Genomic DNA, 22,262 nt, shown 5'->3' with positions numbered 1-22,262 from the left:
ATGTATTAGGCACGCCGCCAGCGTTCGTCCTGAGCCAGGATCAAACTCTCCATTGTAGAAAAGCTTAATTGTACTCATTGACTTGCTAGCGAGATTATTCATCTCTTTATAGTCGATTACTCGACTGCGCTTACTCACTCGTTGTTCAGTTTTCAAAGATCAAGGTTTCTTGTCCTATCCGCTCTCTCTCGAAAGCCGGAAGATCAATATACCACACTAACTTTTCAATTGCAACTTGTTTTTCTCAAGTTACTCGTTATTCCCGCATGTCTCAGCGGCAACTTTTATAAGATACCATAGATGCTGCTGCCGAGTCAACCCATGCAATGACTGTATTTTTTATCCACCTAAAGCAAAGTTAATTTTAGACCAACAAGCAGAAGGACACCAGGCACACCTAGTACCGTAACTGTCCCTAATGTAGCTGTATTAATCGGCAAATCCACCTGTGTGTATGCGCTCAACAGATTCAACGCATATAGGAGAAAGGCCGCAACAACAACGTTCAAGCCTAGAGCAGACAATAACCTGCCAGCTCCTCGATTGCGTATAACGGTAACTAGCAGCAATAGCGATGATAGTAGGAGTAATCCCCATACCGCATATTTGATATACACGTCCTACACCTCCAGTAATCGATCAGTGTCAATCATGCTCAGATTTAGCCTCTTAGCTTGCTTGATGAGCATTTCAAATCTTTTCTCAGCGGCTTCCATCGCATAGATGGCATAGTCGATCTGGTCCTTGTCTAAAGCAAACTCAAAATGAGCTTGTGCAGCCACCCAATTCGCATGTGCCGAACGAATCTCGTGCAACAGCATCTGCTTGTCCCTCAGGAGTTCTTCTTTCGCACTTTTCTTCGTCTGTGGATTCTTCCTTCCGTGCATGCCTAACAGAGCTGGTCTCATTGGCAATCCTCCATGACCCCAAATGCGGGTTAATCTACCCTTATGCTTATGGGAGAAATAGAGCAATTAGAACTCACGCACTTCTTTTAGACGAACAAAAAAAAGAGAGCTCTGCAGCTCCCTTTTAGATGCTAAACGCTATTTATAATTCCCTGCGGCCTTCCATAGCTTTGGACAGAGTAACCTCATCGGCATATTCCAAGTCCCCGCCAACAGGCAGCCCGTGCGCGATACGCGTAACCTTCAGACCAAACGGCTTCACTAATCGTGAAAGGTACATAGCCGTAGCTTCACCTTCGATATTCGGGTTTGTAGCCAAAATTAATTCCTGTACAGTCTCATCACCTAAGCGTTTAAGCAACTCAGCAATATGAATTTGATCGGGTCCGATCCCTTCCATAGGGGAAATTGCACCATGCAGTACATGATAGTAGCCTTCGAACTCTTTGGTGCGTTCCAAAGCAACCAAGTCCTTAGGTTCCTGTACGACGCAAATGACGGAACCATCCCTGTTCTTATCTTGACAGATCCGACAGGGATCAACATCGGTAATGTTACAGCAGACTGAACAGTAGTGGAGATTTCTTTTTACGTTGACGAGCGCCTTCGCAAAATCAATCACGTCTTCTTCTTTCATACGAAGGACATGAAACGCCAGGCGTCCCGCCGTTTTGGGTCCTACCCCCGGCAGACGGGAGAAAGCATCGATTAACTTAGAAATCGGTTCGGGGTAATACAAAGGAAGTTCTCCCTCATCTTTCAGAATTGTAGCTCATGGTTGTTACTAGAACAATCCAGGGATGTTCATTCCACCTGTGAATTTGCCCATATCTTTGTTTGCGATTTCTTCCGCTTTGGTCATTGCGTCATTAATAGCTGTAAGAACAAGGTCTTGCAGCATTTCAACATCATCAGGATCAACAGCCTCAGGCTTGATTGTGATGCTTTGTACTTTTTTGTGCCCATTCACTGTGCAAGTAACAACACCGCCACCAGCTGTACCTTCAATGACTTTCGTGCCCAGTTCTTCTTGAGCCTTCATCATTTGCTCTTGCATTTTCTTCACTTGCTTCATCATTTGGTTCATGTTATTCATTCTCGTTTGCTCCTTTGTATTTAGTCTAGTCTTCTTTAATGGTCACTAAATCTTCGCCAAACAGCTGAATCGCTTCGGAAATCCACTCTTCTTTGGGGGCTGTTCCTGGGCTGCCCTCTTCTGCCACTAGCTCCAGAACCTCAGGCGGACTGCTAGTCGCATCATTCTTGGCGTCATCCCACTCTTTACGCATAATCGTAAGCAAACGCATGGGTTTGCTGAACGCAGAGGTGAGGACTTGCTCGATAATGAGCTTGTTTTCCGGCTTTTCTGTGGTATTACGGTGCATCTCATTCTTGAAAGCAACCAAGACCACATCATCCAGCATCGATACTAAATCACCATTCACAAACCAGGCATGAACGGTAATCTTCTTCTCCTTGACAAGACCCAGCACCTGACTCCATTTCAAGAGAGCTGCCTTGGTATCCGGACCTTCCGAAGCCTTCAAGTATCCATCGAGCTTAATGCCTGACTTCTTAGACGGCGCAGAGGCCACCGGCATCTTGGGAGCTGGCTTCGCTTCAGCCGCTGCACCCGATACTCCCGATTTTACCAGTCCAGCTATCTGATCTTCAAGTTGTTTGAGCTTCTGGGTCATTTGAGCAAAAAGATCGCCTTGCGGCATCCGACTGCCCGCATCTGCCGCTGTACTGACAGCAGCACTTCCTTCGCCAATGTGGCCACCGCACATTTTCATAATTGAGATCTCGAGTAATGTTTGGGGCTGAACAGAATACTTCATTTCGCTTTGATAGTGATTCAATGTTTCAATCATGCCCATCATCTCGTTAGGCGTAAAATGATTGGCAATTTCACTAAGCTCACGCATATCAAAAACACGCTCTGTTATGACCGGCGAATTCGGCACCATGCGAACCATGAGCAAATCGCGGAAATAATTAATCAGATTCTCGATGCATTTGTCGGCACTTTTGCCTTCCTGCATGAACGTATCGATAAGCTCTAGCGCGGCTCCAAGATTCTTCTCTTTGATACAAAGCACGAGTTTCTTGAATTGATCGGAAGCTACCCCGCCAGTAATGGACAAAATGTCCGAGAGCTGCACTTCCCCTGTTGCAAAAGAAGTCGCTTGATCCAAAAGACTGAGCGCATCACGCATCCCGCCATCGGACAATCTCGCAATATAGTGGAGAGCTTCCTCATTAACGGAAATCTGCTCCTGTTCACAAATATATGTCAGCCGCTGCACTTGATCATCCATCGAAACACGTCGAAAGTCAAAGCGCTGACAGCGAGAAATAATCGTTGCCGGAATCTTGTGCGGCTCCGTCGTAGCTAGTATGAACATCACATGGGCCGGCGGCTCTTCAAGTGTCTTAAGCAGTGCGTTGAAAGCCTCTGTAGTAAGCATGTGCACTTCATCAATGATATAGACCTTCTGCCTGACTTCGGTCGGAGCATACTTCACTTTATCCCGAATATCCCGAATCTCTTCAACGCCGCGGTTCGAAGCAGCATCAATCTCAACGACATCCATGACAGCGCCATCTGTAATTCGTTCACAGGCGGAGCAAGCATTGCATGGCTCCTCAGCTGGACCATTTAAGCAGTTAACTGCTTTGGCTAATATTTTGGCCGTACTTGTCTTCCCTGTTCCCCGTGGACCGTTGAACAAATAAGCATGGGTAAGGCGATTTTCTCGCAAAGAATTCTGCAGTGTCTGCGTGATATGTCTCTGTCCGACAACCTCACGAAACGTCTGAGACCTCCACGTTCGATATAGAGCAATATGTGCCATAGTGTTCCTCTCCATTAATCCCTGCGTGGAATGCTGATTCCATTATACTATATCGCAACAGGGGATGAAATAGAGGATCAAGCATGGAATGGGATCAGTTGCTAATAGGTAAAATAAAAAACGCCTCAAGAAAAGGCGTCCAAATTCGAAGTCATATGAAATTACTTTAGTAAACCGTGCACCTGTTATTGATAAAGTGATACAAGCGAACTCTTATCGTTAGCTCAAGTCAGGCAGCCCCTCGGCACATGAAACATCTCACTTACGGCTGCTTCCTTCCAGACCTGACCGGGTTCATGAGCATTCATTGCGAAGGACCCAACTCTCAACACCACGTGTAAGAGCCAGACCTCACATCACAGTACCGCTAACAGGAATTCAACCCCGCTACAGCGGATTGCGAGTTACAGGGCACCGCTACCTCCCCGTCTAGCACAGTAAAAATAGTATAGCTGATTCACCTGTAAATAGCAACTAAAGGGGAAAATCTACCTAAGTTTACCCTTGATTACTGTGACACTTTCACAGTTGTTTTGTAACGTGGCATATTGGTATCAAAAGCATTTTGGACTTGCGAGCGTAGATCTTCAACCTGCGCCGCGGTCAAGTTCGCTTTGGCTTTAACTTTCACCCGAGCATTGGGCCCGTTGATGGCAATATTGGATTTCTCGATGTCCTTAAACTGTGCGAGTACATTCTTCATTAAGTTCGAATCATCCTCGTAGTGATGATACGTGGGATTAAGCGGGTCGTTTGGATTCACATTGGTAATCCCCAAATACCCGTCCTGCTTGTAATTTTGTGTTTTATAATTGGCATTATCCGTCTGAGCCGGGTTCTTGTTACTCGAATTCACGCCGCACCCAACCAAACTCATGGTAAGCAGGATTGCTATGGTCATTCTTCGCATACCCCTGAACATAAAAACACCTCCCATTGGACTCTAAGTCTAGACTTAGGATGACCAAGGGAGGACGTCTTATGCTGATTGGCGGCAAAGTAATTGATACCAATTAGATTCCGTATTTCTTTTTGAACTTGTCGACACGGCCGCCTACATCGATAAACTTCTGTTTACCTGTGTAGAAAGGATGGCAATTGGAGCAAATCTCAACGCGAAGATTTTGCTTAATTGAACCCGTTTCGAATACATTACCACAAGCGCAAGTCACTGTGGTTGCATGATAAGTAGGATGAATACCTGCTTTCATGTTGGTTCACCTCTTTCCGCCCTGAATCATTTGCTGAATCAGAGTTATTGGACGTACTTAACGTACTTTTGCATTGTAGCATATCCGCAAGTTCTAATGCAATGGAAAAACAAGTGGATACCTCGAACTCAGAGAACCATTGTCGTATTTCTGTCGCTAGTGTAGAACTTCGGCGTATGCGAGTAAGATCCGAGCACAACATCCGGCAATTCCTGTTCGAAAATCTCAATCATTTGTTTCATCCCAAGCAGCTCACCGCGGGCCTTAGGGATAATGCCCAAATAACTTTCGGGGTCAATATTCAGGTTGCGCAATTGAATTAATTTTAATCCCGTTCTCCGCACGAATTCGATCATCGCCTCAATCTCTTCTTCCCGATCCGTTACACCCGGGAAAACAAGATAATTGATAGAAGTAATGACACCTTTGTCCGTCGCGTAACGAAGAGACTTTTCTACATTTTTCAGTGTATAAGCTCTCGGCTTGTAATACGCGTTGTAATGATCGTCCAGAGCACTAATCGTACTAACACGCATCAGATCAAGGCCAGCGTCTACGATGCCGCGAATATGATCTGTCAGCCCAGCATTCGTGTTGATGTTGATATAGCCCATCTTCGTCTGCTCACGAATCTGCTTGATTGCCGGAATAATGAGCGCCGCTTGTGTGCTCGGCTCACCTTCACAGCCTTGTCCGAAGGAAATAATGCTATCCGGCGTACGCAGATGCTCCAGCATGATCTGAGTAATCTCTTCAATTTGAGGCTTAAAATTCATACGCGTCTGTGGAGCCACAAAGCCGCTCTCATCCGGCTGTTCGGATATGCATCCGAAGCAACCTGCGTTACAGGAATAAGAGACCGGAACGGCGCCTTCCCAACGCTGCAAGAACGTATTCGATGCTGTCAGGCACTCATAACCGAGTGCGCAGTTGGATAAGTGAGCGTACAAGCGGTTTTCTGGATACTTGGCTGTCAAGGTTTTGACCTGGGACTCAAGCTCCGTTACATCGCAATGAATCGGATTCCAGAAATAGGGATTATCTGTTAGACGAGCAGCCACATAGAAGGCATCATCCTTCCATACAACAGCCGTATAACCGAACAGCGGCAGTGCCTTGGTCTTGTCGGACTTGACATAACCGGGAAGCAGCAGTCGCGTAAACCCTTGTGGCAGCAGCGCACCAACAGCGTGATAATCTCCTGGCACTAACTTCATATCGCCAGTCTCAGCATCAATGCCTACTGGTCGTGTAAAAGGAAGACTGACAAGCGTCGCCCCTTCGGGCAGCGGAATCAGCTCATCTTCCATAATTTCTGTTATCATTTCTGCATTTCGACCAAGCGCCAAAAAATCCGGATGGTCAAAAACGTTTCCTTGTGAGTCTGAATAAACCAAATTCATAACGGTACTCCTCTTTATGCGTTAAGGCATCTTCCGCATCTACTTAAGATGCTGAGTTTTTCACTTTCCCTTTGCTTGCACCTGTTGAAGAAGCGCCTGTCGAAGGGGAAGCCAGTGAATCCAGGAACTCTTGATTCGTCTTCGCTTCTCCAAGCTTCTTGATGAAGGACTCGGTATACTCGTGCGAATCGTTCATGCCTTTGCGAAGCGCCCATACCTTCTCGAGTTCATCCTTGCCCAGAAGCGCTTCTTCGCGGCGCGTACCGGATCTGCGGATATCGATAGCAGGGAAAATACGGCGTTCTGCCATTTTACGATCCAGATGAAGCTCAAGATTACCTGTCCCTTTAAATTCCTCATAAATGACGTCATCCATACGTGAACCCGTCTCTACAAGTGCTGTAGCAAGAATGGTCAAGCTACCGCCTTCCTCAATGTTACGGGCAGCCCCGAAGAATCGCTTCGGACGATGAAACGCGCCTGGATCGATACCACCAGATAGTGTCCGGCCTGTTGGCGGAACTACAAGGTTATATGCCCTAGCCAAACGGGTGATACTGTCGAGCAGGATGACAACGTCTTTCTTATGTTCAACTAAACGCATAGCGCGTTCTAGAACTAGTTCAGCAACTTTAATGTGATTCTCAGGCAGCTCATCGAAAGTAGAAGCAACAACTTCCCCTTTCACAGAACGCTGCATATCCGTAACTTCCTCAGGACGCTCATCGATCAGCAGAACGAAAAGCTCAATTTCAGGATAGTTCGTGGAAATACTGTTGGCAATTTCTTTGAGCAACAATGTCTTACCTGCTTTGGGAGGCGCTACAATCAATCCACGCTGGCCAAGCCCTACAGGAGCAAGTAAATCCATGATACGCATAGAGATCTTGTTCGGCTCTGTTTCGAGCGTAATGCGCGTATCTGGATATAGAGGCGTCAAGGCAGGGAAATGAAGCCGCTCAGCAGCTGTTTCCGGTTTCTCGCCATTAACCGCTTCAACCTGAAGAAGCCCGAAATAGCGCTCATTCTCCTTAGGAGGACGGCATTTGCCTGATACAATATCCCCGGAGCGCAAATCAAATTTGCGAATCTGGGAAGCAGAAATATAAATGTCTTCTGAGCTTGGAAGATAGTTAATGGGACGCAAGAAACCAAAGCCCTCTTGAAGAATTTCGAGGACACCTTGCATAAACATTAGACCACTTTCAGCAGCTTGTGCACGTAAAATTGCAAAGATGAGTTCTTTTTTCTTCAGCGTACCGTAGTATGGAATCTGATGTTTCTTAGCTAGTTTATATAATTCAGTAAGCTTGAGTACTTCAAGCTCAGCAAGCTGCATGCTCATGTTTCAACCACCAAACTATTAAATTTTCAATTGGATTCTAGCATTGCCTGTTGTCTGGAACTTTATTCCTCACTCTTCGCTCTCGCGCCAAACCTCAGCACCTAGAGAAGATAAATTGAATACTAAGTTCTCATACCCACGGTCAATAAACTCAACGCCGGACACCTCTGTGATACCACCTGTTCTTACACTAAGACCAGCAAGCACCAGGGATGCTCCTGCTCGTAAATCTGTTGCTCTAACTTTCGCCGAGCTAAGCTCGGATCCTTCGATAATCGCGGAGCGTCCTTCAACTTTCATCTTAGCTCCCATCCGCACGAGCTCAGGAATGTGCTTGAAACGGTTGCTGTAAACGTGATCGGTTAATATACTAACTCCTCTGGCTTGGCACAGAAGGCTTGCCATTGGAGATTGCAAATCTGTTGCAAATCCTGGGTAAATGAGTGCTTTTACATCCACGCTGGAGTATTCAGGCTGACCTACCACACGAATGGATTCATCCATCTCGTAGATATGAACACCCATTTCTTGCAGTTTCGCCGTTAGTGCTTCCATATGCTTAGGAATGACATTATCCACTGTGACATCGCCGCGCGTAGCTGCTGCAGCAATCATATACGTTCCCGCTTGAATGCGGTCAGGAATGATGGAATGACGGCAACCATGCATCTCAGTTACCCCTTCGATCCGAATGGTATCGGTACCAGCACCTTTGATTCTTGCACCCATCGAATTCAACAACGTAGCTACATCTATAATTTCAGGCTCTTTCGCCGCATTTTCAATAATCGTATTGCCTTTTGCGCGAGCAGCTGCCAACATAATGTTGATTGTGGCTCCCACACTCGCCATGTCTAGGTAAATCTTCGCTCCACGAAGCTCTTTGGCCCGAATTCTTAATGCGCCATTCTCATTGCTTACCTCAGCCCCTAAGGCCTCAAAACCTTTGATATGCAAATCGATAGGACGCGGTTCGAAATTACAACCACCCGGCAGACCGATATTTGCTTCTCCAAACCTTCCAAGCAATGCTCCCATCAAATAATAGGATGCTCTTAACTTCTTAACTTTACCATTAGGCATTGGAAGAGACTTCATTCTGCTAGGATCAATCGTCATCCGATCTTCATTCCAGTCGATGGTAGCTCCTAAATCCGTCAAAATTTCTGTATATGTAGCCACATCGCTTAAATGCGGCAGATTATCCAACGTTACCGGCGTTTCAGCAAGAATCGCAGCTGGAATAAGTGCAACAGCACTATTCTTAGCTCCGCTAATTTGAACAGTCCCTCGTAGTGGACGTCCCCCGACCACCATTAATTTCTCCAACATGATTCTCCCCCTAAATCCAGGTGCCTTCCTGTAAAGCAAACCCTCTGCCTAAACGCCAATTGAAACCAAACTTCTAGCACAATCTACTCAAATGAACATGAAAATATGAAAAATAAGGATATTTATAATCATAGCAAAAACGCTTACAGCTCCTACTAGGAACTGAAGACAAAAACAGAAGAAGGAAACGACCGCAAGCATGCAAACGGCGGACATTTCGCATCCTCCGTTTGCGTCTTACGGCATTTCCCACTGCATCTATACAATTAAAATTAAGCTTGGTTGCTGCTTCCGAATAATTGAATTTTGGATTTTACAACTTCGACCATTGCGTTACGAGCTGGGGTTAGATATTTACGAGGATCATAAATTTTTGCGTCCTTGTTCAGAACTGCGCGGATCGTTTCTGTGCATGCTACTTGGTTCTCTGTGTTAACATTGATTTTACCAACGCCTGCAGCGATCGCTTTACGAATCATTTCGTCAGGAACACCGGAACCGCCGTGTAATACAACAGGAACTGGGATCGCTTTGGAAACTTGCTCGATGATGTCAAAATGGATGTTAGGTTCGCCAGCGTACATACCATGTGCCGTACCTACTGCGATTGCCAAACAGTCAACTCCTGTTTCTTCGTAGAAGCGGATAGCTTCTTCAGGTTTTGCAAGGTTAGCGTGCTCTTCGTCTACGGAGATGTCATCCTCAACACCACCGATTGTTCCAAGCTCACCCTCAACGGATACGCCCATTGCACGAGCAGCTTTAACAACTTCTTTCGTCAAACGGATGTTTTCTTCGAAAGAATAGTGGGAACCGTCGAACATAACGGAGCTGAATCCTGCACGGATACATTTCATTGCTACTTCAAAGGAGCTACCATGATCTAAGTGCAAAGCGATTGGCAGACCGGATTTTTTGGCTGCAGCTTCAGCAATTGCTACTGTAAATTCGATACCCATATATTTCAGTGCGCCTTCGCTAACACCGTAAATGAAAGGGGAATTCAGTTCGATTGCAGCATCCACAATCGCTTGAGCAAACTCAAGGTTGTTCATGTTAAATTGACCCACCGCGTATTTGTTCGCTTTTGCTTTAGGTAATAATTCATTCATTGAAACCAATGCCATGTTTCTCTTCCTCCTAGAACCTTTTTGTAGTTGTGCGTTGACCGCTCGTGTCATACCTGAGTTATTATAGCACATATACTTTCAAATGATAACCAAGCCCTCGCTTCTCAGCCACAAAAAAAGACCCTATGACTAGGATCCCACTGCAAAACCACTGCTTGATTCATTATTTAACTGCATATTAACCGCCATGCGCAACTCATCAATGTCAAACGGCTTCGTGAAATGCATGATCGCACCCAGATCCGTCGCTTCTTTAATCATATCCAGCTCACCATAGGCTGTCATCATGATGACTTTGATCGATGCGTCAATTGCTTTAACGTGCTTGAGAATGTCTAGGCCATCCATACCGGGAATTTTCATATCAAGCAATAATAGGTCCGGCGAAGAATTTTTGACGATTTCTAAAGCCAGTTTACCATTAGAGGCTTGATAGGTGTCGTATCCTTCATTGCTGAAAACCTCCATTAGCAATACGCGAATTCCATTTTGATCATCGACAATCAGTACCTTTTTCTTCATCAGCCTAGTTCCCTCCCGAAAACGAATAACAAATCCCCTGTACTTCACAGATACATAACGTACTCGCTATTCATTTCCGTTTTCCTTCCGGAGAGAGAACCAAATTGAAAACTTTTACAAATAAGTTGTTTTTCAGGAGGCCGTCAACATAGCAAGTTAGCTGCGTGCAACGCCTTGAGCTGCCTTCACAAATTCACTGAATAACGGCTGCGGACGGTTCGGACGGGACGTGAACTCCGGATGGAATTGCACAGCCAAGAACCAAGGGTGACCTGGAAGCTCCACCATTTCGACCAATCGGCCATCCGGGGACGTACCGGAAATGCGCAAGCCAGCGGATTCAATCAATTCGCGGTATTCATTGTTGAACTCATACCGGTGACGATGTCTCTCGTAAACAAGCTCATCATTGTAGCATTTCTCCGCCAATGAACCCGGAACAATTTTACAAGGATATAGACCAAGACGCATTGTGCCGCCCAGATTCTCAATATCCTTCTGTTCTGGAAGAAGGTCGATAACCGGATAAGCCGTAGTCGGGTTAATCTCGGAGGAGTTCGCGCCATCCAACCCTGAAACATTACGCGCATACTCAATAACAGCAACTTGCATACCCAAGCAAATACCGAAGAAAGGAATTTTCTGCTCACGGGCATAACGAATAGCAGATACTTTGCCTTCAATACCACGATCGCCGAAACCGCCTGGCACTAAGATCCCTTGAACGCCAGAAAGCAGATCATCCACGTTGTGATCATAAATTTCTTCTGCATTTACCCAGCGAATGTTGATCTCGGAGTCGTTATTAATACCAGCATGTCCTAGCGCTTCAACAATGCTCAAATAAGCATCATGCAGAGCAACATATTTTCCGACAATAGCGATTTCTGTCTTCTTCGTCAGAGATTTCACTTTACGAACTAGACTTTCCCACTCAGCCATGTCTGGCTCATTCGTTTTGAGTTTCAGGTGATTAACGACATAATCGTCAAGACCTTGTTCACGCAACATCATTGGCACTTCGTACAGCGTTTCTGCATCTTTACACTCGATCACTGCTGCTGGATCAATGTCACAGAATAACGCAAGCTTACGCTTCATATCTTCAGTCAAAGAATGTTCGGTACGGCAAACAATAACGTGAGGCTGGATACCTAAGCCGCGCAGTTCTTTGACACTATGTTGTGTCGGTTTCGTTTTCACTTCACCAGCTGCTTTAATATAAGGAATCAGCGTAACGTGAATGTACATAACATTCTCGCGGCCGATATCATTTTTCATTTGACGGATTGCTTCTAAGAAAGGAAGGCTCTCGATATCGCCAACGGTACCACCGATTTCTGTAATGACAACATCAGATTGCGCCTCACGGCCAGCTCTCAGAACACGATCTTTGATTTCATTGGTAATGTGAGGAATAACCTGTACCGTACCCCCGAGATATTCCCCTCTGCGTTCTTTGGTAATGACGGAGGAGTACACCTTGCCTGAAGTCACATTCGAGCTCTTGGATAGGTTGATATCGATGAAACGCTCATAATGGCCTAAGTCCAAATCCGTTTCAGCACCGTCATCCGTTACGAATACTTCACCATGCTGATAAGGACTCATTGTCCCTGGATCCACGTTGATGTACGGATCAAACTTTTGAATCGTAACTTTCAGACCTCTGTTCTTCAGCAATCTTCCTAAGGAAGCTGCAGTAATTCCTTTGCCAAGGGAAGAAACAACGCCCCCCGTAACGAAAATGTATTTTGTCACTATGTACGCCTCCTAATAGTTTTTTAGTTAATACGCTTAGTAGTGCCAAATAAACTGGCCCCAGGTCTTTCTATGCAAAAAGCTTACACCGTAAGCATTCGCTATCATTGTCGTCGTGCCACTGCCTCAGAATTAGTTTCTACTAAACGAGGGTTTTCATGAAAATATGGTGAAAAAAACACCAAAAAAACAAAAAAAAGTGACACCCGCAGTGACGGGGCACTTTTTGAACGCTTGCGCGATTTGTTAAGATTCTTTTAAAGCCCATGCAATAGTTTACTCTGAACGGGCTGCGGCTGTCAAGACAAGTTATTTGTCGTCTTCTTCCTCTTCATCTAGATCGGATTCATCCTCTTCTAGATCGGAATCTTCGTCCAAATCTTCTTCCTCGTCGTCCGTCTCTTCGATACCTTCTTCGCCAAGATCCTCTTCGATCTCTTCATCCTCAAAGAATTCAGTATCCTCTTCGGCTTCTTCCTCTTCTTCGGATTCCGTACCAAATGTATCGTACTCGTCTTCCTCAGCGTATGTATCTTCTTCCTCTGCGTAGATGTCCTCATCCAGATCATCGTCTTCATCGTTAATGATTCTTGGACGCTTAGCGTTACCTACAGCATCGTCTGATTTCTCGACAGGGTACCAACGTTTCAAGCCCCATAGATTCGTACCTACGCAAGCGAAACGTCCATCGATGTTGATTTCCGTATATAGTTGGGCAATCACTTGCATCACATTCTGCTCAGATAACCCTTTAATTTTTGCAATTTCTGCCATCAAGTCACGGTAATAAAACGGCGTATTCGCCGATTTCAATAATTCAAACGCCAAATCCACCATCGGCATCTCGCGTGCTTGTTCTGTGGTGATTTTGAGTGTGTATTCGCTACTCATCTAAGGCACATCCCTTTCGACCGTCTTCTTCACTTCTTCTATCTACCATATCCAATATCTCCATTAAGTAAAACCTATTTTTTCTAAAAATGCAACTACCCTGAAAAAACCTTTCGGACAAGCCCTGAAATGAATACAAGCGAAGGTCCCCCTCCGCTTGCGACTGTATCCTTAGGAAGCGGTCTGAGCGAGTCAATCCGTTTCCAGTACCTGAGGAAGAGACACTCCTGCTCGCGCCTCTCTATTTATCCTATGTAAAACCAGCACATCTGACACGGCTTCGCACCCATTTATTTCTATAAAGGCTATCACACGGTCAGAAGGGGTGACCTGTACATAAGATAGGGGAGACTCGATTATAAGCTGTCATGGGGGGATGGCACGTATGGATATAGCCACCTTTCTTCATTCGCTTCATGAGGAAATCGGACTCACCAAGCAATCCGGGAAGAAGCATTTGATCCGTTTCTCATCAGCTAAGGAGTATTACGCATGCAAATCCGAGCTGAAGCGAATGAGATCCCGCCTCGTCAACCTGTCCAAGGTTCGCACGCTCGACATCATTCACGCCTTCTCCTGCACGCTCCGTCCCGATTCGAAACTCAAGCAGTTCACAGGCAGTCCAGTCATCGAAGAAGATTCCAAAGTCACCGTCCATCACTCGGTCGGAAGCAGAACCCTTATCAAACGTGCAACCACGCAATCTGGCTCCGGGTCTCACACCATCCCCTGGGGCGTTGATCAAATCGGCGCGCCTGAAGTTTGGAACAAGTCACTAGGCAACAACATCCATGTAGGCGTCATCGACACTGGCATTGACTACAATCACCCTGATCTACGCAGTTCCATCTCAAGGGGAATCAACCTATTAAACCGCAGCATGCTCCCCTACGATGATAACGGCCATGGCACGCACATTGCGGGCACGATCGCAGCGACTGGCCGCAATTCGGGAATAATCGGTGTCGCGCCCAGATCGATTATTCATCCTGTAAAAGCATTTGACCACAGTGGAAGCGCTTATGTATCAGACATTATTGCCGGTATCGACTGGTGCGTAAACAATGATCTCGATATCATCAACATGAGCTTCGGCATGAAGTCATACAACCGTGCGCTGGAGCAAGCTGTTCTGAACGCGTATTACAGAGGAAAAGTCATTGTCGCTTCATCCGGTAATGACGGCAAACGAAAAACGATCGATTATCCTGCTCGCTTCCCGCAGGTCGTCTCCGTTGGAGCTACAACACGGCTAGGCCGCATAGCTCCCTTCAGTAATCGCGGCAAACAAATTGACATCTATGCACCAGGTGAGCGGGTATACTCATCTTGGCTTCACGGCAAATACAATGAGCTCAGCGGCACATCGATGGCCACCGCTCATGTCAGCGGCGTTATCGCGTTAATGCTGGCCATCAAGCCCTTGACGCCGCAGCAGATCAAAAGCGCGCTGCGCCGCTGCGCGATCGGCATTAACAAGCGCGAAAGCACGCGCTGGCAGCCAGGGCACCTGAATGCCAGGCGGGCTTTGCGGGCTGCGAGGCAGATCAGAGACTCGCAATAGAAAAGGAGTTAAGCGGCTCACGGCTGCTTAACTCCTTTTTGGCTTCAGGGGCGGAGGACTACATCCGCTCCGGTGCGGATACGCCGACAACGCGAAGCGTGTTGGCGAGGGTCGTGCGCAGCGCGCCAAGCAAGGCAAGGCGCGCCTGCGTCAAGGCCGCGTCATCCGTGATGACGTAGTGGCCTCTGTAATAGCTATGGAACTGGCTGGCCAGTTCGTAAACATAGCGGATCATCCGGTGCGGCGCGTACTGCTCCGCCGCGATCGCGATCTCCTCCGGCAGCTCGCCGATCTTGCGCAGCAAGTCGAACTCAGCTTCCGAGGAGAGCTGGGTCAGGTCAACCTGCGCCAGCGGGAGCACTGCGATGCCTTGCTCCTCCGCTTGACGGAAGATGGAGCAAATCCGTGCATGTGCGTACTGCACATAGTAAACCGGGTTCTCATTGGACTGAGAAACCGCTAAGTCCATGTCAAAGTCCAGATGCGAGTCCATACTGCGCATCGCGAAGAAATAACGGATCGGGTCGACGCCGACCTCGTCCATGAGATCCTCCATCGTAACGGCTTTGCCGGTACGTTTGGACATTTTGACCTTTTCCCCATTCTGGAAAAGGCTCACCATTTGGGCGATCAGCACAACGAGTCGATCCGCTTCAAAGCCCAGCGCCGTCATAGCCGCTTTCATCCGTGGGATGTAGCCATGGTGGTCGGCGCCCCAAATGTTAATCAAGCGCTCAAAGCCGCGCCCGAATTTATTGCGGTGGTAGGCGATATCCGGTGTTAGGTAGGTGAAAGATCCGTCGTTTTTGATCAAAACGCGATTCTTGTCGTCGCCCAGCGGAGTGGTGTTCAGCCAAGTTGCGCCTTCTTCTTCATAGATATGTCCATTATCGCGCAGCTCTTTCAGCACGGGTGGAATCAGGTTATCTTCATAAATCGACGTCTCGGAAAACCAATTGTCGAAATGTACACCAAAGCGGCCTAAGTCGCGTTTGATTTTGTCGAGTTCTTTTTTCAAGCCATACGTACGGAAATAGGCACGACGCTCGTCATCCGACAAGCTCAGCAGGCGATCTCCTTCTTCCGCGGCAAGATCTGCCGCAAAGCCTTTGATATCTTCCCCGAAGTAACCGTCTTCCGGCATTTCGGCCTCTTGTCCAAGCGCTTGCAAATAGCGGGCTTCGATGGATTTCGCCAAATTCACAACTTGGTTCCCTGCATCGTTAATGTAGTACTCTCGGGATACTTCGTAGCCTGCGAGGTCAAGCACGTTACAAAGCACATCCCCAACAGCTGCGCCGCGGGCATGTCCAAGATGCAATGAACCTGTCGGGTTAGCGCTGACAAACTCAACTTGCACTTTCAGCCCTTGGCCCACGTTCCTTGCCCCGTACCGCTCACCCTGACTTAGCACGTCAGCAATAACAGGATAGAGGTAAACTTTGTTCATTTTAAAATTAATAAAGCCCGGTCCGGCAATCTCTGCTTCCGCGATATTTGCTTTATCCTTTTGCAGGTTCGCAATGATCTTCTCGGCGATTTGTCTTGGATTCTGCTTGGCAATACGGGTCAGCTGCATCGCAATGTTCGTCGCGAAATCCCCGTGCGTTTTCTCCTTCGGCACTTCCAAGATGATTTCCGGTAGCTGTGCGGCATCCACAATGCCAGCAGCAGCAACGGCATCTGCTATAGCTTGTTTTACGATGACTTTGACTTCGTTTAATACGTCCATTCTTCTTACTCCTCCTGAATTAACAACTTAATCCTGTATGTCCCCGCATGCGTGCCGGATGCATATAAATCGTATTTCCATCGCGTGATTCCGATGCCCTGTTCCGCTTCGCTTGTCAGCTCATGCGTATCGATTTCGAGTTCCAGGCGACCTTGCGGCGTATGATAAAATCCGATTCGTTTCTCGCCAGGCACAAACGTTTGCTCCGCTTGCACATCTCCTTGGCGGACGATGCGGATCTGATTCTCTTCCAGCTTAATGAGTGTCACCGTGCGTCCAAGCTCGCTGCGTTCCTCTTCATAGCGGATGTAGGTGTGGTTGCCTTTACGGTACAGGTCTCCCCGCGCCTTCTGCACAGTTGTCTCGCTCCCGCTCCGGCTCTCAATGCGAATGCGCACACGCGCTTTATCCGTCATGATTGGTCATTCTCCTATTCTGCAGGTCCTGTTTGCACCTTATGTCAAGATAAGGCAAGTTAGGTATTAGTTTATATGAAAGGTTCGACGAATTCAATGTATCCCTGCGATCGTCGATCAGGAAGGATGTCGAACTTGCTCTTTACGCATGCAAAAAGAGCCCCGCATTTCACGAATGCGTGAAATGTGAAGCTTCTTTGGTGTGCTCGGTACTTGTTAAATGGCAGGAACCGGCATCCCGATGCTTGCCCACTGCTCTTTGGCGGGACCATAGGCTCCGATGACTGGAACACCCGCTTGGCGCATTAGAATCGTGAGCTGTCCACGATGATGGATTTCATGCTTGAGGAAAGCGAACAGCGTTTCGCTAATCGTCCACTGCTGGCCGAACATGTTCACGACTTCCTGCAGTTTGGCGTCCGTTAACTGTGTTCGAGCGGCTTCTAGTATTCCGGCTGTTGTTGAGCGATAAGCATCTGCTACGACTGCAGCCTCTGACGGCGGATTGCTTGAAGCAGAAGGTGCGGCGAATTTCAGCCCAGCTGCGAGCAGCATGCCGCGGTCATTATGCACCAGATGCCACGCGATGAAACCGAGCGGTCTATAGCCTTCGGCTTGTTGCTGCTGCAGGGAGGCGTCGGTTAAGGCATCGAGCAGTTGCTGCGTTGTAGCGGATTCTTGCTGGTATTGGTTAATAAAGCTTTCTACGGTAGTGAACATAGGTATTACCTCCATGGATTCAAGGATTGTTACTTCATGTATTCAGTATAGTTGAGTGTTACTGACATCTGTATGGCAGTGTTGTTGAGCTGGATGAAAAATTATTCTGACGGTCTGTCGTTTCGGCTTCTGGACGTTCTGGAGGTTTCGGACGTTCTGGAGGTTCGGCTAACGGACTGAGGTGACTCTATTTGCTACTTTTGGGCCAGGGTTAGCAGCTAACGGACTCTCGAGCCACTAATCGCCATGGAATTGCTTAAAACAGCGACAAAATCAATAGATAACGGCTCCTCAGTCCGATAGCACCTCAATTCAAGCCGATTTTGGCAGAATAACGGCTTCTGAGTCCGTAAGAAGTGTGGGGGGTGCGGATGCGGGTGCCGGTGCCGGTGCCGCTGCCATTGCCGTTGCCGCTACCGGTACCATTGCCGCTCCGTTGCCGTTGCGACTGCCGGCTACGCTTAAGCTTGCCCCGGCTTGAAACTCCGAGTGTGCATGTACACAAAAAAAGCCGCCACCCTCTCACAAGGGCTAGCGGCTTTTCGCATTATTTAATCAAGTCTTCAACAAATTTAGGCAGAACGAACGCTGCTTTATGCAGGCGTGCTGTATAGTACTTCGTCGGGAATTCCGGAATGGAAGCTTCCTCGACTTGAAGTGGGTCATGCTTTTTGCTGCCCATTGTGAACGTCCATAGACCACTTGGGTACGTAGGGATGTTCGCGCTATACACACGTACGATCGGGAAGATTTCTTTAACGTCGCGGTTAACCGTTTGGATCAAGTCTGCTTTGAACCATGGGTTGTCCGTTTGTGCAACGAAGATTCCTTCTTCTTTTAACGCATCATAAATGCCTTGGTAGAAACCTTTGGAGAACAGTTCGACCGCTGGGCCAACTGGCTCTGTGGAATCGACCATGATCACGTCGTATGTATTTTTGTGATCATGAATGTGCATGTAGCCATCGTTAACGATAACTTCGACGCGCGGGTTGTCCAATTCGCCAGCAATCGTTGGCAGGTACTTTTTGGAATACTCGATTACTTTGCCGTCGATGTCGACTAGAACAGCCTTTTTCACTTTCGGATGCTTCATGATTTCGCGGATTACACCACCGTCGCCGCCGCCTACAACAAGCACGTTCTCAGGGTTCGGATGAGTCACTAGCGCAGGATGCGCAACCATTTCATGGTAAACAAACTCGTCTCTTACTGTTGTCATGACCATGCCGTCAAGCGTGAGCATCGTACCCCACTCTTCCGTTTCGATCATCGACAGATCCTGAAAGTCCGTTTGCTCTCTTACGTAAGTCTCTTTTACTTTCGCTGTAATGCCGAAGCTTTCTGTCTGTTTCTCTGTGTACCACAATTCCATGTTCATACCTTCTTTCGCTTCTATATTGGATGAATAATTACTGACATTCGTTATCTCTAACAGTGTTCCACCGACTGGAAATGTCATGCAAGGACCGGCGAAATTCCCGTCCTTTCACACGCACAAATTGTATTATAGTTCATTGCCCCCAGAATGCAATATTTTCCTAGGTTTTTTAAATAATTAACAAAAAATATTTACAATTTGTTGAATACGGACACCCATGCTTTTCCATACTGGTTAATACGTCCTTAGGGCGAAGCAAGAAAGGAGGTTGGAATCGATGTCCGAAAATGAAAACAATCGTCAGCCGTCTTCAGGCACTCCGCAAAAAACAAGGGAGCAAGAGGTACCTGCATCTATGCGCTGGATGCGCCGCATCAAGAAAATGTTCTCTTTTTTCTTCACATCCTGCGTTCTCATGCTCATTGCTGCAGCTATTTTTTTCGTGTACTTGCGCTCGCAGACGCTGCCTGTAACGAAAATGCTGCAAACATCTCAAATGTTTGATACGCACGGCGAACTCATCGACACTTTCTATTCAGGACAAAATCGACAGGTCGTTTCATTAAATGAAATTTCACCATACCTTATCAATGCTACGCTTGCCGTAGAGGATCAACATTTCTACGATCATTTCGGTGTCGACGTGAAAGCTGTTGCTCGTGCAGCGATTGTTAATGTAAAAGCAATGGCGAAAGTGCAGGGCGCAGGCACCATCACACAGCAATTAGCCCGAAATTTGTATTTGACACATGACCGCACCTGGACGCGCAAAATCAAAGAAACGATATATGCCGTTCAATTGGAGATGCAGCTGAGCAAGGATGAAATTCTTGCTGATTATTTAAATCAAATTTACTACGGTCACTCGACCTATGGCATAGAAACAGCTTCTGAGCTTTTCTTTAGCAAGCACGCCAGTGAATTGACCTTGGCCGAAAGCGCCATGATTGCGGGTGTCCCGAAAGGGCCTCGCTACTATTCCCCTTATTATGATATGAAAAATGCACTGGACCGGCAAAAAATCGTGCTTCAAACAATGGTCCGCAGCGGATTCATTACGCAGGCTGCTGCAGACGCTGCCGGCAAAGAGAAGCTGACCATCCAACCGCTGATGAAGAAGAAACCCGCAGCAGCCCCTTATTTCAGAGACTATGTGCGGACACTAGCCACTGAAAAGCTCGGTATTCCTGAGGAGCAATTCGACGAGGGTGGCATTCGCATCTACACGACACTCGACAAGAAAGCGCAGGAAATCGCCGAAAGTGTCGTCACTGGGCAGTTGAATGGTAAAACTGAGCTGCAGGCAGCTCTCGTCGCCATCGACCCCCGTACCGGGGAGATCAAAGCGATGGTCGGCGGACGCGACTATACAGAAAATCAGTTCAATAGAGCCTTGTCGAATACAAGGCAGCCAGGGTCCTCTTTTAAACCAATTGTCTATATGGTAGCTCTGCAAAATGGGTATACGCCCGTTACACAGGTGAAAAGTGAGCCGACAGTGTTCACGTACGATGAAGGACGCCAGCGTTACACGCCGAGAAACTTCAACGATCAATATGTCAATGCGAATATCGATATGAGACAGGCGATTTCCAAATCCGATAACATCTATGCGGTTCATACGATTCTCGATGTTGGCCCAGCCAAGGTCATTGATCTGGCGCGCAAGCTAGGCATCGACTCACCGATGAAGCCATTGCCATCACTAGCGCTCGGTTCCTTCCCAGTAAGCCCGCTTGAAATGGCGTCCGCATTCGGGACGATTGCGAATCAGGGGCTTCATAAGGAAGCGACTGCGATTACACGTATTGAGGATGCGAATGGCCAGATACTATATGAAGCAGCTCCAAAAGAAGAACAGGTCCTTGACCCGGCGGTTGCTTATGTGATGACGAATCTCATGGAGAGTGTGTTCGAAGAAGGCGGTACGGGTAACCGTGTTGCCAGTACGATCAAGAGGCCGATTGCCGGTAAAACCGGAACGACCGATACGGATGCTTGGCTGGTGGGCTTTACACCAGAGCTCGCTACAGCGGTATGGGTCGGCTATGATAAGAGCCGGGACATCTCTACCGTCGAGTCGCATCTGGCTTCACCTATTTTCGCGGAATTCACGGAACAAACGTTGGAGGCTATCCCGCCTAAGCTGTTCCAAATTCCGGAAGGCGTAGCGAATGTCTACATTGATCCCGTGAGCGGTAAGCTGTCCAATGAGGATTGCCCGAATGCTCATCTCGAGGCTTTTCTGGCTGGCTCGGAGCCAACGACTTACTGCACGGGCAAACCCGCCAAGCCCGCTTCTAATGATGATAAAAAGGATTCGCCAAAAGGTCAAAACGGCTCTTGGTGGAACGATATTAAACGCTGGTGGAATGACTAATTCCCAGTCTCCGCGCGGCTTTCAGAGAACACAAAAAGGCAGAACTAAGCGCGTCTTAGTCTGCCTTTTTGCTGTCCTAGTATATGAGGTAACATACACTAGGGTCTAGTATACTCGGTTCACCTTGGCGTAACAATGGATGACACATAATGTTCATAATCTCAAATAATGCCTTGCAGCGATTAAGAAAGAGCGTCTTTCAGCACATCATCCGAGCGGTTCCACCATTCTTCGTTGTGGCTAATTAGCTGCTTTTTGAGGGCAGCGCGCTCGCTGTCGGACAAGCCTTCGAGGATGAATTTACGCTTCATGGCGCCGTCCATTTTGTTCACGTGATCAGCTAGAATTTTCCAACCTCTGCGTGCTTCCGTATCGATCAGCATCTCACAAGCCGACATGCCAGCATAGTACGCTCCCTCTTCGGTGCGGTCCACTGCCACCCAAACGATCCACGCTTTGCGTCCGTTCGGCACATCCTCTTTGTTCGTCGAGAATTTAATTCCTTTCTCGATTTTACTCTTGGCATGAAGCGTGCCCTCATCAAGGTAGGCTTCATCTCCATCGATAATAACTCCTGATACGTTGCTCAGATCGATCGCTCCAGCACCAAATCCTTTGTGATTGACTTTGGAGCTTACTATATTTAAGGCCAGCTTCTTTTTATCCGCTTCCATCGTTGCACCTTCCACTCATCGTAATGTTAAAATG

The 22,262-nt window shown here is 47.4% G+C and carries 22 protein-coding genes and 1 other RNA gene; 3 read left to right on the top strand and 20 right to left on the bottom strand.

Annotated elements, in window-relative coordinates; translation table 11 throughout:
- Positions 1 to 347 precede the first annotated feature (347 nt).
- From GQF01_RS12920 to rpoE, 15 genes are all read right to left on the bottom strand, one after another.
- A complete protein-coding gene (locus GQF01_RS12920; RefSeq protein ID WP_328803449.1) occupies positions 348 to 617 on the bottom strand; it encodes a pro-sigmaK processing inhibitor BofA family protein in 270 nt (89 codons plus the stop codon).
- A gap of 3 nt (positions 618 to 620) precedes the next feature.
- On the bottom strand, positions 621 to 908 hold the full coding sequence (locus GQF01_RS12915; protein ID WP_235959515.1) for a DUF2508 family protein: 288 nt from the start codon (positions 906 to 908) through the stop codon (positions 621 to 623).
- A gap of 142 nt (positions 909 to 1,050) precedes the next feature.
- Positions 1,051 to 1,647: a recombination mediator RecR gene (recR, locus tag GQF01_RS12910; RefSeq protein WP_127457620.1), complete on the bottom strand. Its 597-nt coding sequence runs from the start codon at positions 1,645 to 1,647 to the stop codon at positions 1,051 to 1,053.
- Positions 1,648 to 1,692: 45 nt separating this feature from the next.
- Positions 1,693 to 2,004: a YbaB/EbfC family nucleoid-associated protein gene (locus tag GQF01_RS12905; RefSeq protein ID WP_161407144.1), complete on the bottom strand. Its 312-nt coding sequence runs from the start codon at positions 2,002 to 2,004 to the stop codon at positions 1,693 to 1,695.
- Positions 2,005 to 2,029: 25 nt separating this feature from the next.
- Positions 2,030 to 3,766, bottom strand: a complete 1,737-nt coding sequence (dnaX, locus tag GQF01_RS12900) for a DNA polymerase III subunit gamma/tau (protein WP_161407143.1) — start codon at positions 3,764 to 3,766, stop codon at positions 2,030 to 2,032.
- A 174-nt stretch (positions 3,767 to 3,940) separates the two neighbouring features.
- Positions 3,941 to 4,204: signal recognition particle sRNA large type (gene ffs, locus GQF01_RS12895), an RNA gene on the bottom strand.
- A 70-nt stretch (positions 4,205 to 4,274) separates the two neighbouring features.
- Positions 4,275 to 4,667, bottom strand: coding sequence for a hypothetical protein (locus GQF01_RS12890; protein WP_161407142.1), 393 nt, complete (start codon positions 4,665 to 4,667; stop codon positions 4,275 to 4,277).
- A 112-nt stretch (positions 4,668 to 4,779) separates the two neighbouring features.
- On the bottom strand, positions 4,780 to 4,977 hold the full coding sequence (gene rpmE / locus GQF01_RS12885) for a 50S ribosomal protein L31 (RefSeq protein ID WP_029197218.1): 198 nt from the start codon (positions 4,975 to 4,977) through the stop codon (positions 4,780 to 4,782).
- A 128-nt stretch (positions 4,978 to 5,105) separates the two neighbouring features.
- On the bottom strand, positions 5,106 to 6,380 hold the full coding sequence (locus GQF01_RS12880; protein ID WP_145664817.1) for a radical SAM protein: 1,275 nt from the start codon (positions 6,378 to 6,380) through the stop codon (positions 5,106 to 5,108).
- A 43-nt stretch (positions 6,381 to 6,423) separates the two neighbouring features.
- Positions 6,424 to 7,725, bottom strand: coding sequence for a transcription termination factor Rho (gene rho / locus GQF01_RS12875; RefSeq protein ID WP_161407141.1), 1,302 nt, complete (start codon positions 7,723 to 7,725; stop codon positions 6,424 to 6,426).
- A gap of 69 nt (positions 7,726 to 7,794) precedes the next feature.
- Positions 7,795 to 9,054 carry a UDP-N-acetylglucosamine 1-carboxyvinyltransferase gene (locus tag GQF01_RS12870; RefSeq protein ID WP_161407176.1) on the bottom strand — a complete coding sequence of 420 codons (1,260 nt, stop codon included), beginning with the start codon at positions 9,052 to 9,054 and terminating at the stop codon, positions 7,795 to 7,797.
- 275 nt (positions 9,055 to 9,329) lie between these two features.
- The gene (gene fba, locus GQF01_RS12865; RefSeq protein ID WP_161407140.1) at positions 9,330 to 10,184 is read right to left on the bottom strand and encodes a class II fructose-1,6-bisphosphate aldolase; all 855 of its coding nucleotides are present in this window, start codon (positions 10,182 to 10,184) and stop codon (positions 9,330 to 9,332) included.
- A 132-nt stretch (positions 10,185 to 10,316) separates the two neighbouring features.
- Complete coding sequence (locus tag GQF01_RS12860) at positions 10,317 to 10,709, bottom strand: response regulator (protein WP_079418635.1); 393 nt, start codon at positions 10,707 to 10,709, stop codon at positions 10,317 to 10,319.
- A 156-nt stretch (positions 10,710 to 10,865) separates the two neighbouring features.
- A complete protein-coding gene (locus tag GQF01_RS12855) occupies positions 10,866 to 12,470 on the bottom strand; it encodes a CTP synthase (RefSeq protein WP_161407139.1) in 1,605 nt (534 codons plus the stop codon).
- A 309-nt stretch (positions 12,471 to 12,779) separates the two neighbouring features.
- Complete coding sequence (gene rpoE / locus GQF01_RS12850) at positions 12,780 to 13,361, bottom strand: DNA-directed RNA polymerase subunit delta (protein ID WP_161407138.1); 582 nt, start codon at positions 13,359 to 13,361, stop codon at positions 12,780 to 12,782.
- A 385-nt stretch (positions 13,362 to 13,746) separates the two neighbouring features.
- Here rpoE and GQF01_RS12845 point away from each other — a divergent pair, with 385 nt between their 5' ends.
- Positions 13,747 to 14,925, top strand: a complete 1,179-nt coding sequence (locus GQF01_RS12845) for a S8 family peptidase (protein WP_161407137.1) — start codon at positions 13,747 to 13,749, stop codon at positions 14,923 to 14,925.
- Between the two features lie 58 nt (positions 14,926 to 14,983).
- On the opposite strand, the gene argS is transcribed toward GQF01_RS12845, so the two are convergent.
- The 3 genes from argS to GQF01_RS12830 form a co-directional block, all read right to left on the bottom strand.
- Positions 14,984 to 16,657, bottom strand: a complete 1,674-nt coding sequence (gene argS / locus GQF01_RS12840; RefSeq protein WP_161407136.1) for an arginine--tRNA ligase — start codon at positions 16,655 to 16,657, stop codon at positions 14,984 to 14,986.
- Between the two features lie 5 nt (positions 16,658 to 16,662).
- Positions 16,663 to 17,073 carry a DUF1934 domain-containing protein gene (locus GQF01_RS12835; protein WP_161407135.1) on the bottom strand — a complete coding sequence of 137 codons (411 nt, stop codon included), beginning with the start codon at positions 17,071 to 17,073 and terminating at the stop codon, positions 16,663 to 16,665.
- Positions 17,074 to 17,289: 216 nt separating this feature from the next.
- Complete coding sequence (locus GQF01_RS12830) at positions 17,290 to 17,793, bottom strand: DinB family protein (RefSeq protein ID WP_161407134.1); 504 nt, start codon at positions 17,791 to 17,793, stop codon at positions 17,290 to 17,292.
- A gap of 358 nt (positions 17,794 to 18,151) precedes the next feature.
- On the opposite strand from GQF01_RS12830, the gene GQF01_RS36635 reads away from it, so the two are divergent.
- Positions 18,152 to 18,274: a hypothetical protein gene (locus GQF01_RS36635; protein ID WP_268894349.1), complete on the top strand. Its 123-nt coding sequence runs from the start codon at positions 18,152 to 18,154 to the stop codon at positions 18,272 to 18,274.
- A gap of 66 nt (positions 18,275 to 18,340) precedes the next feature.
- Here GQF01_RS36635 and speE read toward each other — a convergent pair whose 3' ends face one another.
- The gene (speE, locus tag GQF01_RS12825; RefSeq protein ID WP_161407175.1) at positions 18,341 to 19,168 is read right to left on the bottom strand and encodes a polyamine aminopropyltransferase; all 828 of its coding nucleotides are present in this window, start codon (positions 19,166 to 19,168) and stop codon (positions 18,341 to 18,343) included.
- 283 nt (positions 19,169 to 19,451) lie between these two features.
- Between speE and GQF01_RS12820 the strand changes: the two genes are divergently transcribed.
- Positions 19,452 to 21,554 carry a transglycosylase domain-containing protein gene (locus tag GQF01_RS12820; protein ID WP_161407133.1) on the top strand — a complete coding sequence of 701 codons (2,103 nt, stop codon included), beginning with the start codon at positions 19,452 to 19,454 and terminating at the stop codon, positions 21,552 to 21,554.
- A gap of 182 nt (positions 21,555 to 21,736) precedes the next feature.
- Here GQF01_RS12820 and GQF01_RS12815 read toward each other — a convergent pair whose 3' ends face one another.
- Entirely contained in the window at positions 21,737 to 22,228 is a 492-nt protein-coding gene (locus GQF01_RS12815) for a YwhD family protein (protein ID WP_161407174.1), read from the bottom strand.
- Positions 22,229 to 22,262 lie beyond the last annotated feature (34 nt).

It is taken from the genome of Paenibacillus silvestris (assembly GCF_009882985.1).
Lineage (GTDB): Bacteria > Bacillota > Bacilli > Paenibacillales > NBRC-103111 > Paenibacillus_E > Paenibacillus_E silvestris.
The sequence above is the reverse complement of the archived record's forward strand: the minus strand, read 5'-3'. Positions and strand labels throughout refer to the sequence as shown.

What these genes read in the sequence shown, in the direction of transcription:
- GQF01_RS12845 (WP_161407137.1), top strand. Translation starts at nt 13,747, where the DNA reads ATGGATATAGCCACCTTTCTTCATTCGCTTCATGAGGAAATCGGACTC.
- GQF01_RS12815 (WP_161407174.1), bottom strand. Translation starts at nt 22,228, where the DNA reads ATGGAAGCGGATAAAAAGAAGCTGGCCTTAAATATAGTAAGCTCCAAA.
- argS (WP_161407136.1), bottom strand. Translation starts at nt 16,657, where the DNA reads ATGGACGTATTAAACGAAGTCAAAGTCATCGTAAAACAAGCTATAGCA.
- speE (WP_161407175.1), bottom strand. Translation starts at nt 19,168, where the DNA reads ATGGAATTGTGGTACACAGAGAAACAGACAGAAAGCTTCGGCATTACA.
- GQF01_RS12890 (WP_161407142.1), bottom strand. Translation starts at nt 4,667, where the DNA reads ATGACCATAGCAATCCTGCTTACCATGAGTTTGGTTGGGTGCGGCGTG.
- GQF01_RS12860 (WP_079418635.1), bottom strand. Translation starts at nt 10,709, where the DNA reads ATGAAGAAAAAGGTACTGATTGTCGATGATCAAAATGGAATTCGCGTA.
- GQF01_RS12915 (WP_235959515.1), bottom strand. Translation starts at nt 908, where the DNA reads ATGAGACCAGCTCTGTTAGGCATGCACGGAAGGAAGAATCCACAGACG.
- GQF01_RS12905 (WP_161407144.1), bottom strand. Translation starts at nt 2,004, where the DNA reads ATGAATAACATGAACCAAATGATGAAGCAAGTGAAGAAAATGCAAGAG.
- dnaX (WP_161407143.1), bottom strand. Translation starts at nt 3,766, where the DNA reads ATGGCACATATTGCTCTATATCGAACGTGGAGGTCTCAGACGTTTCGT.
- rpoE (WP_161407138.1), bottom strand. Translation starts at nt 13,361, where the DNA reads ATGAGTAGCGAATACACACTCAAAATCACCACAGAACAAGCACGCGAG.
- GQF01_RS12835 (WP_161407135.1), bottom strand. Translation starts at nt 17,073, where the DNA reads ATGACGGATAAAGCGCGTGTGCGCATTCGCATTGAGAGCCGGAGCGGG.
- rpmE (WP_029197218.1), bottom strand. Translation starts at nt 4,977, where the DNA reads ATGAAAGCAGGTATTCATCCTACTTATCATGCAACCACAGTGACTTGC.
- GQF01_RS12820 (WP_161407133.1), top strand. Translation starts at nt 19,452, where the DNA reads ATGTCCGAAAATGAAAACAATCGTCAGCCGTCTTCAGGCACTCCGCAA.
- GQF01_RS12830 (WP_161407134.1), bottom strand. Translation starts at nt 17,793, where the DNA reads ATGTTCACTACCGTAGAAAGCTTTATTAACCAATACCAGCAAGAATCC.
- GQF01_RS12880 (WP_145664817.1), bottom strand. Translation starts at nt 6,380, where the DNA reads ATGAATTTGGTTTATTCAGACTCACAAGGAAACGTTTTTGACCATCCG.
- rho (WP_161407141.1), bottom strand. Translation starts at nt 7,725, where the DNA reads ATGAGCATGCAGCTTGCTGAGCTTGAAGTACTCAAGCTTACTGAATTA.
- fba (WP_161407140.1), bottom strand. Translation starts at nt 10,184, where the DNA reads ATGGCATTGGTTTCAATGAATGAATTATTACCTAAAGCAAAAGCGAAC.